This window comes from Pseudomonas sp. T8 (assembly GCF_024610635.1).
Classification (GTDB): domain Bacteria; phylum Pseudomonadota; class Gammaproteobacteria; order Pseudomonadales; family Pseudomonadaceae; genus Aquipseudomonas; species Aquipseudomonas chlororaphis_I.
Map to the genome: position 1 here is coordinate 305,443 of NZ_CP102374.1, position 14,137 is coordinate 319,579.

Sequence of the window (14,137 nt, forward strand, 5' to 3'; positions counted from 1 at the left end):
CTTATCGCGGGCAAGCCTCGCTCCTACGGACAGTGGCGTCTGTGGGAGCGAGCGGGCGGCGATCCGACTTGCCCGCGATGCTTTTTGGCAGGCCAAAAAAAGCCCCGTGACCGAATGAGAACACGGGGCAAAAATTTGGTTGGTTGCGGCCAACCAGAGGAGCTCGGTTGAAGCCTTACTTGCTGGCGACCGTCTCAGGCTGCCAGCCGCCACCCAGGGCCTTGTAGATGGCGACGATGCCACGGTACAGGTCGACCTCGGCCTGGGCCTGGGAGTCTTCGGCGGCCAGGCGTTCGCGCTGGGCGTCGAGCAGCACCAGGAAATCGACGGTGCCTTCGCGGTAGCGGATTTCCGCCAGGTCCGCCGCGGCGCGGCTCGACTCGCTCTGGCGAATCAGCGAGATCAGCCGTTGCTGGCGCTTGCCGTAATCGCTGAAAGCGTTTTCCGACTCTTCCAGGGCCAGCAGCACTTGCTGCTCGTAGGTCGCCAGGGCGCCGTCGGCGTTGGCATTGGCGCCGCGCAGACGGGCGCGCACGCTACCCAGGTCGAAAGCAGCCCAGGTAATGCTCGGGCCCAGGGCCCAGGCATTGGCGGCCGAGGAGCCGATCTGCGAACCACGGCCGGCGGTGAAGCCGAGGAAACCACTGAGGCTGACCCGGGGGAACAGGTCGGCCTTGGCCACGCCGATCCGCGCGGTGGCGGCGGCCAACTGGCGTTCGGCGCTGAGGATGTCCGGACGGCGTTGCAGCAGCTCGCCCGGGTCGCCGATCGGCAGGGCCTTGGCAATCGCCGGCAGCTGCGCGGGCGCAAGATCGACGCTGAGCTTGTCCGGACGCTCGCCCAGCAGGGTGGCGATACGGTTGCGCTGGCGCACCTGTTCGGCCTGCAGTTGCGGCACGCTGGCCTCTACCGCGGCCAGGCGCGCATCGGCGCGGACCACGTCGAGCTGATCGCCGACGCCGGCGTCACGCAGGCTTTCGGTGATCTTGCGCGACTCCTGCTGGTTGTTCAGGTTGGCCAGGGCGATCTTCTCCCGCAGCTGGGCGCCGCGCAGTTGGCCGTAGGCATCCACCAGCTCGGCAATCATGGTGACTTGCAGCTGGTAGAGGTCGGCCTCGGCGGCCTGCTGGTCGGCTTCGCTGGCTTCCAGGTTGCGCTGGATGCGGCCGAACAGGTCCAGTTCCCAGGCCATGTCCAGGCCCAGGTCGTAGCGTTCGCTGTTGACCCGGCGAGTGGTCTGGCCGGGGATCTGACCCTTGGCCAGGTCGCTGCTGGCGCGGCTGGTGATGGTCGGCATCGCATCGTTGCTGGCGTCGTCGCGAATCGCCCGGGCGGCCCGCAGGCGGGCGAAGGCCACGCGCAACTCACGGTTGCCCTGCAGGGACCGGGTCACCAGTTGGTTGAGCACCGGGTCGTCGAACTGTTGCCACCAGATGCCTTCGAAACGCGCGCGGTCGAAATTCTTCTGACCCGCGGCGCCATCGGTGGCGGCCGTGATGTTGGCCGCCTCGGTCGTCGGGGTCTGATAGTCCGGGCCGACGGCACAGGCACTCAGGGCCAGTACCAGCAAGCTCGGCAGGAAGACTTTCAGGCTCATTGTTGCGCCTCCAGTTTCAGGGCACGGGTCGCTTTGCGGGCTTCGCTGCGCTCCACATAGTTGCGGATCAGGACGTAGAACACCGGGGTCAGCAGCAGGCCGAAGAAGGTCACCCCGAGCATCCCGGAGAACACCGCGACACCCATGGCATGACGCATTTCCGCACCGGCGCCGCTGGAGAACACCAGGGGCACCACACCCATGATGAAGGCGAACGAGGTCATCAGGATCGGCCGCAGACGCAGGCGGCAGGCTTCCAGCACCGCGGCCAGCGGGTCGAGGCCTTCTTCCTGTTTGTCCTTGGCGAACTCGACGATCAGGATCGCGTTCTTACACGCCAGGCCCACCAGTACGATCAGGCCGATCTGGGTAAAGATGTTGTTGTCGCCACCGGACAGGATCACCCCGGCGATGGCCGACAGCAGGGTCATCGGTACGATCAGGATCACCGCCAGCGGCAGGCTCCAGCTCTCGTATTGCGCGGCCAGTACCAGGAACGCCAGCAGCACGCAGAGCGGGAAGACGAACAGCGCGGTGTTACCGGCAAGGATCTGCTGGTAGGTCAGCTCGGTCCATTCGTAGGTCATGCCGTTGGGCAGTTCTTCCTTGAGCAGTTTCTCGATCGCCGCTTCCGCCTGGCCGGAGCTGTAGCCCGGTGCGGCCGCGCCGTTGATTTCCGCGGTGACGAAGCCGTTGTAGTGCATCACGCGGTCGGGACCGGCGGTGTCACTGACCTTGATGAAGGTCGCCAGCGGGATCATCTCGCCCTTGTTGTTGCGTACTTTCAGCTGGCCGATCTGCTCGGCTTCGAGACGGAACTGCTGTTCGGCCTGGACGTTGACCTGGTAGGTACGGCCAAAACGGTTGAAGTCGTTGGCGTACAGCGAGCCCAGGTAGACCTGCAGGGTGTCGAAGATATCGCTGATGGCCACGCCGTGGGTCTTGGCCTTTTCCCGGTCGATAGCCGCGTCGACCTGAGGCACGTTGACCTGGTAGCTGGTGAACAGCCCGGCCAGTTCCGGCACGCTGCGACTCTTGGCGATGACGTTCTGCACTTCCTTATACAGCTCTTCGTAACCCATGCCACTGCGGTCCTCGACCTGCAGGCGGAAACCGCCAATGGTCCCCAGGCCCTGTACCGGCGGCGGTGGGAAGATCGCCATGTAGGCTTCCTGGATATCGGCGTACTTGCCGTTCAGGGCGCCGGCGATGGCCCCGGCGGACATGCTCGGGTCCTTGCGCTCGTCGAAGGGCTTGAGGGTCACGAACACGATGCCGTTGTTCGGGCTGTTGGTGAAACCGTTGATCGACAGGCCCGGGAAGGCCACCGCGCTTTCCACGCCCGGTTGCTTCAGGGCGATGTCGGACATGCGCTTGATCACATCCTCGGTGCGGTCCAGGCTCGCGGCGTCCGGCAGTTGGGCGAAGGCCACCAGGTATTGCTTGTCCTGGGCCGGGACGAAGCCCATCGGCGTGTGGGCGAAGCCGAACCAGGTCAGCACCATCAGGCCCGCGTAGAGGAACAAGGCGATGCCGCTGCCACGGATCACCCGGCGCACGGTGCCGACGTAGCCATGACTGGCGCGGTCGAAGAAGCGGTTGAAGGGTTTGAACAACCAGCCACCCAGCAACTTGTCGAGGAACCTGGAGAAGCGGTCCTTCGGTGCGTGGTGGTCCTTGAGCAAGACCGCGGCCAGGGCCGGCGACAGGGTCAGGGAGTTGAAGGCCGAGATCACCGTGGAGATCGCGATGGTCAGGGCGAACTGCTTGTAGAACTGCCCGGTCAGGCCGCTGATGAAGGCCGCCGGCACAAACACCGCGCACAGCACCAGGGCGGTGGCGATGATCGGCCCGGTCACTTCGCGCATGGCGCGTTTGGTGGCTTCCACCGGGTTCAGGCCGAGGCCGATATTACGCTCGACGTTTTCCACCACCACGATCGCGTCGTCCACCACGATACCGATGGCCAGGACGAGCCCGAACAGCGACAGGGCGTTGAGCGAGAAGCCGAACAGGTGCATCACGGCGAAGGTACCGATCAGCGAGACGGGCACCGCCACCAGCGGGATGATCGAGGCGCGCCAGGTCTGCAGGAACAGGATCACCACCAGCACCACCAGGATCAATGCTTCGAACAGGGTATGCACCACGGCCTCGATGGAACCGCGGACGAAGATGGTCGGGTCGTAGACGATGCTGAAGTCCATGCCTTGCGGGAAGCTCTGCTTCAGCTCGGCCATCTTGGCCCGCACTTCGTTGGAGATCTCGATGGCGTTGGAGCCTGGGCGCTGGAAGATCGGGATCGCCACCGCCGGCTGGTTGTTCAGCAGCGAACGCAGGGCGTACTGGTTGGAGCCCAGCTCGACCCGGGCGATGTCTTTCAGGCGAGTGATCTCGCCGTTGTCGCCTGCGCGAATGATGATGTTCTCGAACTCTTCCTCGGTCACCAGGCGACCCTGGGTGTTGACCGACAGCTGGAAGCTGGTGGCGCTCGGCGCGGGCGGGGCGCCCAGGGTACCGGCGGCGACCTGGCGGTTCTGCTCGCGAATGGCGGTGACCACGTCAGTGGCGGTGAGGTTGCGCGAAGCGGTCTTGTTCGGATCGAGCCAGACCCGCAGCGAGTAGTCGCCCATGCCGAACAGCTGCACGTCACCGACGCCGCCCAGGCGCGCCAGCTCATCCTTGATATTGAGGATGGCGTAGTTGGACAGGTAGAGCATGTCGTAGCGTTTGTCCGGCGAGGTCAAGTGCACGACCATGGTCAGGTCGGGCGATGCCTTGTCCACGGTGATACCGATGCGCGTCACCTCTTCAGGCAGCTTGGGCTCGGTCCGGGTCACGCGGTTCTGCACCTGCACCTGGGCGTTGTCCAGGTCGGTCCCCAGGGCGAAGGTGATGGTCAGGGTGATCTTGCCGTCGGCGGTGGACTGCGAGGACATGTAGAGCATGTTCTCGACCCCGGTGATGGCCTGCTCCAGGGGCGCGGCCACGGTTTCGCCGATGACTTTCGGGTTGGCGCCCGGGAAGTTGGCGCGTACCACCACGGTCGGCGGTACCACTTCCGGGTATTCGCTGATGGGCAGCTGGAACAGCGAGATGGAGCCGGCGATCAGGATCAGCAGCGACAGCACCGCTGCGAAGATCGGCCGTGAAATGAAGAATTGGGAGAAATTCATCTTGAGTCTTTTCCCTTAACCGCGTGGAGTCGCAGCGCTGGCCAGTTTCGCAGCCGCTTCAGGCGCGCCCTTGGCGGGGGCGACTTGAGGCAGGTTGCTGGCTTCCAGGGCTTGTCGTTGTTGCGCCAGGGCGGCGAGGGTTTCCTTGCTGGCCATCGGCACTACTTCAGGGCTGACCGGCGCGCCCGGACGGGCTCGCTGCAGACCCTTGACGATGATGGTGTCGTCCTTGTTCAGGCCGTTGCGCACAATGCGCAGGCCTTCGATCTTCGGCCCCAGCTCGACGGCGCGGTACGCCGGCTTGTTGTCGGCGTCCATCACCAGCACGAACTTCTTGCCCAGGTCGGTCCCCACCGCTTCGTCGTTGATCAGCACGGCGGAGTAGGTGCCGCTGCCCACCAGTTTCAGGCGCGCATAGAGGCCCGGGGTGTAGCTGCCGTCGCTGTTGTCGAACACCGCGCGACCGCGGATGGTGCCGGTCTGCGGGTTGACCTGGTTGTCGACGAAGTTCATCTGGCCCAGGTGCGGGTGGCCATCCTCATTGGACAGGCCGAGGTAGACCGGGGTGGTCTGGCCGCGCTGGCCCTGGCGGGCGAGCTGGGTGTACTTGAGGTACACACGCTCGTCGGCGTCGAAGTAGGCGTAGACCTTGTCGGTGGAGACCACGCTGGTCAGCGGGGTGACGTCGGCGGTCACCAGGTTGCCGGCGGTGATTTCCGCGCGGCTGACGCGACCGCTGATGGGCGCGGTGACCCGGGTGAAGCTCAGGTTGAGCTTGGCCACGTCCAGTTGCGCCTGGATCGCGTCGACCCCGGCGCGGGCTTCCTGGGCGGCGCTGGTGCGGGTGTCGGCCAGTTCGGCGGAAATCGCGTTGCTGGTCAGCAGGCGCTGGCCGCGCTGGGCTTCATTGGCACTGCGGGTGGCGGTGGCGCGGGCTTGTTGCAGCTGGGCTTCCAGGCGGCGTACTTCGGCCTGGAACGGCCGTGGGTCGATCTGGAACAGCAGGTCGCCTTTCTTCACCAGGGCGCCTTCGGTGAAGGCCACCTGGTCGATCTGGCCGGAAACCCGTGGGCGGATCTGGACGGTTTCAGGCGCCTCGAGGCGCCCGGTGAACTCGTCCCATTCGTTGACCGGTTGCTCCAGCACCTTGGCCACACTGACTTTGGCGGCGGGCATGTTGGCGGCCGTTTGCGGTGCCTTGCCACAGGCGCTCATCACCAGCACAGCCAATAATGCGAGAGGGAAGCGTAAGTGTTTGAGTGACTGTTCCATGGATCATCCGCCAATGTATTTGAGATGGGCGGATGATGCTCGGCAGGGGTTGTATCGCACGAATCGAATGAGCCGAAGGTAACTATCATTCGGAATGATATAAGCGCGATGAAAGCCCTCTAGCATGCACCTTTCGTTAGGGTGCTATCAATTCCTTAAATGGAATTTCATTGTTTCCCGGATTGTAAGGGTGGGAAGAGGGGAGGAGTCCTATCGCGAGCCATCGAGCATCGACCCACTGCTTTCTGTAGCGGATTTATAAAAGCACCCTTTACCCCTGCTGTAGCGAGCCTGCTCGCGGTGCGCCTGGGTTGCCAGGAAGAGGGCTTGGGCAAGTGCGTTACGACAGGGCTGTCTTTAGATGCAAATTTTGCATATTAAGTTATTCCTAAAATGACTTTTACAGCGCTCCTTAGTGTCGTTAGCTTATAGGCTATGGTTTTTAAGTTTTCTTCTTATATAACCAAATAAATGACAGCCCCGACTTTCGACTTCCTGGAGATTGCCTTGCGTACACTTCTGCAACTGGCCGCCGCCGCGCTGGCCGCGTCCATCAGCCTCGGTGCCTCGGCGCTCACCCTCACCGTCGGCGACCAAAGCTACAACACCCGCGCGGTGATGGATGCCGCCGGCGTGCTCGACAACCTGCCGTACACCCTGGAATGGAAGCAGTTCACCGCCGGCTCGCCGGTGGCCGAAGCGCTGAACTCCGGCAGCCTCGACCTCGGGCTGTTGGGGGATGCGCCACCGCTGTTCCTCGGTGCCCTGGGGGCGCCGATCAAGGTGATCGCGGTCACCCAACAGAATCTTTCCGGGGTGGCCATCGTGGTCAACCAGGATTCGCCGATCAAGACCGTCGCCGACATCCGTGGCAAACGCGTGGCGATCTGGAAGGGCTCCTGGAGCCAGCAACTGCTGTTCAGCGCGCTGGACCAGGCTGGCGTGCCCCGTGACGCGGTGGACATCCGCTACCTCAGCGCCCTCGATGCCTTCCATGCGCTGGAAGGTGGCTCGGTGGATGTGATCGCCACCTGGGAACCCTACGTGACGCAACAGGAGCGGCGCGGTGGCCGGGTGATCGCCACGGCGCAAGGGCTGATCCCGGCGCAGAGCTTCGTGGTCGGCAACAACCGTTCCCTGGAAGAAAAACGCGCGGCCATCGGCGACTTCCTGCAACGGCTGAAAAAAGCCCGGGCCTGGAGCGTCAACGATCCTGCCCACAGCGAGGCCTATGCCGATGCCTGGGCCGAGCGCACCCGCGCCGACCGGGAGATCGCCCGTGCCTGGTTCCGTCGGGCGCAAACCGACGTGGGGCCGATCAGCCCGCAGAACATCGCCGACGCGCAGAAGACCGTGGATTTCTTCAGTGGCATCGGCCTGATCAAGTCCTACCCGGCCGCCAGCCTGTTCGACACTTCCTTTAATGCCGCCTTGCAGAATCCTGCTGTGACGCTTCAGGCCGCGCCGTAACCACCAAGGACCCTCCATGAGCACACGACAACTGAAACTGGGCGCCCTGACCATGGGCGTCGGTGGCCCCGGCCGGCACAACCTGTGGCTGGACCCCGAATTGCCGGCCGACGCCAGCGTCAATATCGACTGGTACATCGACATTGCGCGCCAGGCCGAGGCGGCGTTGTTCGACCTGATCTTCATCGTCGACAGCCAGTTCATCACCCCGGGTTCGCCGCCCCATTACCTGAACCGCCTGGAACCGCTGACGCTGCTCTCGGCGCTGGCGGTGAGCACGCGGCATATCGGCCTGGTGGGCACGCTCACCACCTCCTATAACGAGCCGTTCAACGTCGCCCGCCGCCTGGCCTCGCTGGACCTGATCAGCAAGGGCCGCGCCGGCTGGAACGTGGTCACCAGCGGCGACGCCGGCACCGCCGGCAACTACGGGCGTGACGAGCACTACGACTACGACACCCGCTATGGCCGGGCCCGGGAGCATGTGCAGGTGGTGCAGGGCCTGTGGCAGTCCTGGGAGGACGACGCCTTTGTCCGGGATCGCGCCAGCGGGCGTTATTTCGACCCGGCCAAGCTGCATGCGCTGAACCACAAGGGCGAGCATTTTTCCGTGGTCGGGCCGCTCAACCTGCAACGCTCGCCGCAAGGCCAGCCGGTGATCTTCCAGGCGGGGGACTCCGAACAAGGCCGCGAGCTGGGCGCGGCGATTGCCGACGTGGTCTTCACCCATGCGCCGAGCATGGAGCAGGGGCAGGCGTTCTACCGGGAAATCAAGGAGCGCGCGCTGCGCCAGGGCCGCGATCCGGAACAGGTGCTGGTGCTGCCGGGGGCCGAGGTGTTCGTCGGCGACAGCGACGAGCAGGCGCGGGAACTCGAACGCCATTACCACGCGGCCGATCACAGTTTCGAGCAGGCCCTGCTGGAGTTCGGCCGTTCCTTTGGCTGGCATGACTTCAGCCAGTACGAGCTGGACGCGCCTTTCCCGGCGCAGGCCCTGGAGTTCGCCCGCAGCAGCTTTTTCACGCTGGCCAAGCGCATCACCGAGCGCGCGGTCAGCGAAGGACTCAGCCTGCGCCAGGCGGTGCAAGCCTCCCGACAGCTGCGCCCCGGCGCCTTTGTCGGCAGCGCCGAAACCGTCGCGGCGAAGATGAGTGAATGGTTCGAGGCGCGGGCCGTGGACGGTTTCAACCTCTACATCGGCCACCCGGGGCAGTTTCGCCGGTTCACCGAGGAGGTGGTGCCGTTGCTCCAGGAGCGCGGGGTGTATCGCCGCGAATACCCGGGCAGCACCTTGCGCGAAAACCTCGGGCTGAGGATTCCGCGCAATCTGCGCTGATGCACAGAAACCCCAGATAGCCAGAGAGTTTTTTACTCTCTAGCAACCACAAAAATCATAATTTCGGCATTTCCCGCCTTCTCCCAGAATGCGTCCTACACCTCCCACGGCTGCCTACGTGGGATCACTCAGTAGGGCGCAGACATGACAACCCATAAAACAACAATCGATACGCTTGTAGTGGGCGCCGGCCAAGCCGGCGTGGCCATGAGCGAACACCTGAGCCGCCTGGGCGTGCCGCACCTGGTGCTGGAACGCAACCGTATCGCCGAAGCCTGGCGCACCGGCCGCTGGGATTCGCTGGTGGCCAACGGCCCGGCCTGGCACGACCGCTTTCCCGGCCTGGAATTCGAAGGCCTGGACCCCGATGCCTTTGCCGGCAAGGACCAGGTGGCCGACTACTTCGAAACCTACGCCCGCAAGTTCAATGCGCCGATCCGCACCGGCGTCGAAGTCAGGAAGGTGGTGCGTAACGCTAACCGCCCGGGCTTCACCGTGGACACCAGCGACGGTGTGATCGAAGCCCGCCAGGTGGTGGTGGCCACCGGTCCGTTCCAGTGCCCGGTGATCCCGCCGATCGCCCCGCAAGATCAGCGCGTACTGCAGATGCATTCGGCCGCTTACCGCAATCCGCAACAGCTGCCCGAAGGCGCGGTGCTGGTGGTGGGCGCGGGCTCCTCGGGGGTGCAGATCGCCGATGAACTGCAACGCGCCGGCAAGCAGGTCTACCTTTCGGTCGGGGCCCATGACCGCCCGCCGCGGGCCTACCGCAACCGTGACTTCTGCTGGTGGCTGGGGGTGCTCGGCGAGTGGGATGCCGAGACCATGCAGCCGGGCAAGGAGCACGTGACTATCGCCGTCAGCGGCGCCCGTGGCGGGCACACCGTGGACTTCCGTCGGCTGGCCCACCAGGGCATGACCCTGGTCGGCCTGACCAAGGCCTTCGATAACGGCGTGGTCAGCTTCGAGGCCAACCTGGCCGAGAACATTGCCCGCGGCGACGAAAACTACCTGGCGCTGCTCGACGCCGCCGACGCCTACATCGCCCGTAACGGCCTGGACCTGCCGCAAGAGCCCGAAGCGCGGGTGATGCTGCCGGATCCGCCGTGCCTGACCCAGCCGATCCTCGAGCTCGACCTGGCCAAGGCCGGCGTCGGCACCATCATCTGGGCCACCGGTTATTCGGTGGACTACAGCTGGCTGCAGGTCGATGCCTTCAAGGACAACGGCAAGCCCCGCCACCAGCGCGGCGTGTCCAGCGAGCCCGGGGTCTATTTCGTCGGCCTGCCGTGGCTGTCGCGCCGTGGCTCGGCGTTTATCTGGGGCGTGTGGCACGACGCCCGGCACATCGCCGAGCACATCGTCAAACAGCGCCTCTACTTCGATTACCGCGACGCCGCGCAGCGTCAAGCCGAGCGCGAATCCTCCGTTCAATCCGCCAGCCTCATGGGAGCCCGCTGATGCCTACGCATACCCGCATCCGCATGTTCAACACCAAAGACACCTACCCGAACCAGAGCCTGGACAACGACCTGTGCCAGGCCGTGCGCGCCGGCAACACTGTGTATGTGCGCGGCCAGGTCGGCACCGACTTCAATGGCCAGCTGGTCGGCCTCGGCGATCCGCGGGCCCAGGCCGAACAGGCCATGCGCAACGTCAAGCAATTGCTGGAAGAGGCCGGCAGCGACCTCAGTCATATCGTCAAGACCACCACCTACCTGATCGACCCACGTTACCGCGAGCCGGTCTACCAGGAGGTCGGCAAGTGGCTCAAGGGCGTGTTCCCGATCTCCACCGGGCTGGTGGTCAGCGCCCTGGGCCAGCCGCAGTGGCTGATGGAAATCGACGTGATCGCGGTCATCCCCGAATAAGGAGTTCGCCATGACTTTCTCCATCGTCGGCCGCTGCGCCGAAACCGGCCAGCTGGGCATCGCCATCAGCTCGTCGAGCATCGCCGTCGGCGCCCGTTGCCCCTGGCTGCGCAGCGGGGTGGGCGCGGTGTCGAGCCAGAACATCACCTTGCCGGCCCTCGGCCCGCAGGTGCTCGACGGCCTGGGCGAAGGTCTGGCGCCCGCGCAGGCCCTGGACCGGGCGCTGACCCGCAACGGCTACAGCCAGTACCGCCAGGTGGCGGTGGTGGATGCCCAGGGGCGCACGGCGGTGTTCAGCGGCAATCATGCACTGGGCATTAACAATGCGGTGGCCGGTGAGCAGTGCGTGGCGGCCGGCAACCTGCTGGCCAACAGCACAGTGATCGAGCGCATGGTCGAGGCCTTCGAAAGCAGCGAAGGCTGCCTGGCGGCGCGGCTGCTCAGCGCACTACAGGCCGGGCAGGATGCCGGGGGCGAGGCGGGCGCGGTGCATTCGGCGGCGCTGTCGGTGGTCGGCGAGCTGGTCTGGCCGATCGTCGACCTGCGGGTGGACTGGGCCGAGGCCAACCCCATCGGCGAGTTGCAGAAACTCTGGAGCGCCTACGAGCCGCAGTTGCAGGACTACCTGACCCGCGCCCTCAACCCGACCCTGGCGCCGAGCTACGGAGTGCCGGGCGATGAGTGAGCTGCGCAGCCGCGCCTTGTTGGCCAGGCTGGTGGGCTTTGCCACGGTCAGCCGCGATTCGAACCTGGCCCTGATCGAGTTCGTCCGCGACTACCTGCACGACCTGGGGGTGAGCTGCGAGCTGATCTACAACGCCGAGCGGACCAAGGCCAACCTGTTGGCCAGCATTGGCCCGGCGCTGGAGGGCGGCGTGGTGCTCTCGGGCCACACCGATGTGGTGCCGGTGGACGGCCAGCCCTGGACGTTCGAACCCTTCAGCCTGACCGAGCGCGACGGCAAGCTCTACGGGCGCGGCACCGCCGACATGAAAGGCTACCTGGCCTCGGTGCTGGCCGCAGTGCCGCTGTTTCTCGCAAGCCCGCTGCGCCGGCCGGTGCACCTGGCGTTCTCCTATGACGAGGAGGTCGGCTGCCTCGGTGTGCGCAGCCTGCTGGAGCTGTTGCCACAGCGCATTCCTCAACCGGCGCTGTGCCTGATCGGCGAGCCCACCGAGCTCAAGCCGGTGCTCGGCCACAAGGGCAAGCTGGCCATGCGTTGCCATGTGCACGGTGCGCCGTGCCATTCGGCCTATGCGCCTTACGGGGTCAACGCCATCGAGCAGGCGGCGCGGCTGATCGGCCGGCTGGGGGAGATCGGCCAGCGCCTGGCGGCCCCCGAGCATCACGACGGCCGTTTCGACCCGGCGTTCTCCACCGTGCAGGTCGGGGTGATCCAGGGCGGCACGGCGCTGAATATCGTTCCGGCCGACTGCCGCTTCGACTTCGAGGTGCGTGCCTTGCCGGCCTTCGAGCCCCAGGCGGTGGTGGACGAACTGCAAGGCTATGCCGAACAGCAGCTGTTGCCGGCGATGCAGGCAATCAAGGCCGACACGGCGATCCGCTTCGAAGCGATCTCGGCCTATCCGGGGTTGGCGACTGCCCCTGAAAGCGCCGCCGCGCAACTGGTGGCGCAACTCTGTGGCAGCGCGGCCTTCAGCACCGTGGCCTTTGGCACCGAAGGCGGACTGTTCCATCAGGCCGGGATTGCGGCGGTGGTCTGCGGCCCCGGCAGCATGGACCAGGGTCACAAGCCGGACGAATTCGTCAGCGTCGAGCAGATGGCGGCCTGCGACCGGCTGATGGAGCGCCTGGCCGAATACCTCTGCAACCCTTCATGACAACTCATAAGAACAAGGAATCCGCGGTGAAAGATTTCAACGAGTGGACAGCCCTGGCGCAACGCCAACGCCTGATCGACAGCGCCTTTATCGACGGCGAGGCGTGCCAGGCCGAGAGCGGCGCGCGCTTCGCTGTGGTCAACCCGGCCACCGAGAAACTCCTGGCCCAGGTGGCCGCCTGCGGTGAGGTCGAGGTCGACCGGGCGGTGCGCAGCGCCCGTCGTGCGTTCGAGCAGGGCCCCTGGGCCAGGATGGCGCCGGGCGAGCGCAAGGCGATCCTGCTGCGCCTGTCGCGGCTGATGCTGGAGCACCGCGACGAACTGGCCTTGCTCGACTCCCTGAGCATGGGCAAGCCGGTGATGGATGCCTGGAACATCGACGTACCGGGCGCCGTCCAGGTGTTCGCCTGGTACGGCGAAAGCCTCGACAAGCTCTACGACCAGGTGGCGCCGAGCGCGAGCAATGTCCTGGCGACCATCACCCGGGTGCCGCTGGGGGTGATCGGCGCGGTGGTGCCGTGGAACTTCCCGCTGGACATGGCCGCCTGGAAGCTGGCCCCGGCCCTGGCCGCCGGCAACAGCGTGGTGCTCAAGCCGGCCGAGCAGTCGCCGTTCTCGGCCCTGCGCCTGGCCGAGCTGGCCATCGAAGCCGGGATTCCCAAGGGCGTGCTCAACGTGGTGCCGGGCCTGGGCGAGGAGGCCGGTCGTGCCCTCGGCCTGCACATGGAGGTGGATGCCCTGGTGTTCACCGGTTCCACCGAGGTGGGCAAGTACTTCATGCAGTACGCCGCGCAATCGAACCTCAAGCAGGTCTGGCTAGAGTGCGGCGGCAAGAGCCCGAACCTGGTGTTCGCCGATTGCCAGGACCTGGACCTGGCGGCCGAGAAAGCCGCATTCGGCATCTTCTTCAACCAGGGCGAGGTCTGCTCGGCCAACTCGCGCCTGCTGGTGCAGCGCTCGATCGCCGACGGGTTCATCGAGCGCCTGGTGGCCAAGGCGCGCCAGTGGCAGCCGGGCAATCCGCTGGACCCGGCGAGCCGGGCCGGGGCCATCGTCGATACGCGGCAGACGCAGCGCATCAGGCAGTACATCGAACAGGCCCAGGCCGAGGGCGCACAGCTGGTGTGCGGCGGTCGGCAACTGAGCTTCGACGGCTCGAGCAACTTCATCGAGCCGACCCTCTTCACGGGCGTGACCGCCGACATGACCCTGGCCCGCGAAGAAGTGTTCGGCCCGGTGCTGGCGGTCACGTTGTTCGACGACGAAGACCAGGCGGTGGCCCTGGCCAACGAGCACATCTATGGCCTGGCCGCGTCGCTGTGGACCGACGATCTGAACCGCGCGCACCGGGTGGCACGGCGGCTGAATGCCGGGACGGTGTCGGTGAATACCGTCGACGCGCTGGACGTGAGCGTGCCCTTTGGCGGCGGCAAGCAGTCGGGCTTTGGCCGCGACCTGTCGCTGCATTCCTTCGACAAGTACACCCAGCTGAAAACCACCTGGATTCAATTGCGGGGCTGAGGGCCCCGAGCGCAGCACCGATCTTCCAAAAAATAGAACAACAAGACGGAGCAA

Annotated in this window: 10 protein-coding genes; 7 read left to right on the forward strand and 3 right to left on the reverse strand. The window is 65.5% G+C overall.

All coding sequences use genetic code 11. The features are described from left to right. Positions 1-175 precede the first annotated feature (175 nt). The 3 genes from NRG23_RS01375 to mexE are packed head-to-tail and all read right to left on the reverse strand — an operon-like array spanning position 176 to position 6,045. The gene (locus NRG23_RS01375) at positions 176-1,597 is read right to left on the reverse strand and encodes an efflux transporter outer membrane subunit (RefSeq protein ID WP_257373536.1); all 1,422 of its coding nucleotides are present in this window, start codon (positions 1,595-1,597) and stop codon (positions 176-178) included. Beyond that, positions 1,594-4,773: an efflux RND transporter permease subunit gene (locus tag NRG23_RS01380; protein WP_101282606.1), complete on the reverse strand. Its 3,180-nt coding sequence runs from the start codon at positions 4,771-4,773 to the stop codon at positions 1,594-1,596. The genes NRG23_RS01375 and NRG23_RS01380 overlap by 4 nt, the downstream gene beginning before the upstream one ends. Before the next feature lie 15 nt (positions 4,774-4,788). Then, positions 4,789-6,045, reverse strand: coding sequence for a multidrug efflux RND transporter periplasmic adaptor subunit MexE (gene mexE / locus NRG23_RS01385; protein ID WP_009049255.1), 1,257 nt, complete (start codon positions 6,043-6,045; stop codon positions 4,789-4,791). 507 nt (positions 6,046-6,552) lie between these two features. On the opposite strand from mexE, the gene NRG23_RS01390 reads away from it, so the two are divergent. The 7 genes from NRG23_RS01390 (at position 6,553) to NRG23_RS01420 (ending at position 14,083) form a co-directional block, all read left to right on the forward strand. Continuing rightward, a complete protein-coding gene (locus tag NRG23_RS01390; protein ID WP_257373537.1) occupies positions 6,553-7,515 on the forward strand; it encodes an ABC transporter substrate-binding protein in 963 nt (320 codons plus the stop codon). A 16-nt stretch (positions 7,516-7,531) separates the two neighbouring features. Further along, complete coding sequence (locus NRG23_RS01395) at positions 7,532-8,851, forward strand: LLM class flavin-dependent oxidoreductase (RefSeq protein ID WP_016703833.1); 1,320 nt, start codon at positions 7,532-7,534, stop codon at positions 8,849-8,851. A gap of 144 nt (positions 8,852-8,995) precedes the next feature. Continuing rightward, positions 8,996-10,312, forward strand: a complete 1,317-nt coding sequence (locus tag NRG23_RS01400; RefSeq protein ID WP_257373538.1) for an NAD(P)/FAD-dependent oxidoreductase — start codon at positions 8,996-8,998, stop codon at positions 10,310-10,312. Next, positions 10,312-10,722 carry a RidA family protein gene (locus tag NRG23_RS01405; protein WP_007924833.1) on the forward strand — a complete coding sequence of 137 codons (411 nt, stop codon included), beginning with the start codon at positions 10,312-10,314 and terminating at the stop codon, positions 10,720-10,722. The genes NRG23_RS01400 and NRG23_RS01405 overlap by 1 nt, the downstream gene beginning before the upstream one ends. A gap of 10 nt (positions 10,723-10,732) precedes the next feature. Continuing rightward, positions 10,733-11,407: a DUF1028 domain-containing protein gene (locus NRG23_RS01410; RefSeq protein WP_103330652.1), complete on the forward strand. Its 675-nt coding sequence runs from the start codon at positions 10,733-10,735 to the stop codon at positions 11,405-11,407. Then, positions 11,400-12,563, forward strand: coding sequence for an acetylornithine deacetylase (gene argE, locus NRG23_RS01415; protein ID WP_103330653.1), 1,164 nt, complete (start codon positions 11,400-11,402; stop codon positions 12,561-12,563). Before NRG23_RS01410 ends, argE begins: the two co-directional genes overlap by 8 nt. Next, complete coding sequence (locus NRG23_RS01420; RefSeq protein WP_373922241.1) at positions 12,560-14,083, forward strand: aldehyde dehydrogenase; 1,524 nt, start codon at positions 12,560-12,562, stop codon at positions 14,081-14,083. Before argE ends, NRG23_RS01420 begins: the two co-directional genes overlap by 4 nt. The last annotated feature ends 54 nt before the right edge of the window (positions 14,084-14,137 follow it).

Bases quoted from the DNA above. Each gene is read 5' to 3' on its own strand.
- NRG23_RS01375 (WP_257373536.1), bottom strand. From the start codon at position 1,597: ATGAGCCTGAAAGTCTTCCTGCCGAGCTTGCTGGTACTGGCCCTGAGT.
- NRG23_RS01380 (WP_101282606.1), bottom strand. From the start codon at position 4,773: ATGAATTTCTCCCAATTCTTCATTTCACGGCCGATCTTCGCAGCGGTG.
- mexE (WP_009049255.1), bottom strand. From the start codon at position 6,045: ATGGAACAGTCACTCAAACACTTACGCTTCCCTCTCGCATTATTGGCT.
- NRG23_RS01395 (WP_016703833.1), top strand. From the start codon at position 7,532: ATGAGCACACGACAACTGAAACTGGGCGCCCTGACCATGGGCGTCGGT.
- NRG23_RS01400 (WP_257373538.1), top strand. From the start codon at position 8,996: ATGACAACCCATAAAACAACAATCGATACGCTTGTAGTGGGCGCCGGC.
- NRG23_RS01405 (WP_007924833.1), top strand. From the start codon at position 10,312: ATGCCTACGCATACCCGCATCCGCATGTTCAACACCAAAGACACCTAC.
- NRG23_RS01410 (WP_103330652.1), top strand. From the start codon at position 10,733: ATGACTTTCTCCATCGTCGGCCGCTGCGCCGAAACCGGCCAGCTGGGC.
- argE (WP_103330653.1), top strand. From the start codon at position 11,400: ATGAGTGAGCTGCGCAGCCGCGCCTTGTTGGCCAGGCTGGTGGGCTTT.
- NRG23_RS01420 (WP_373922241.1), top strand. From the start codon at position 12,560: ATGACAACTCATAAGAACAAGGAATCCGCGGTGAAAGATTTCAACGAG.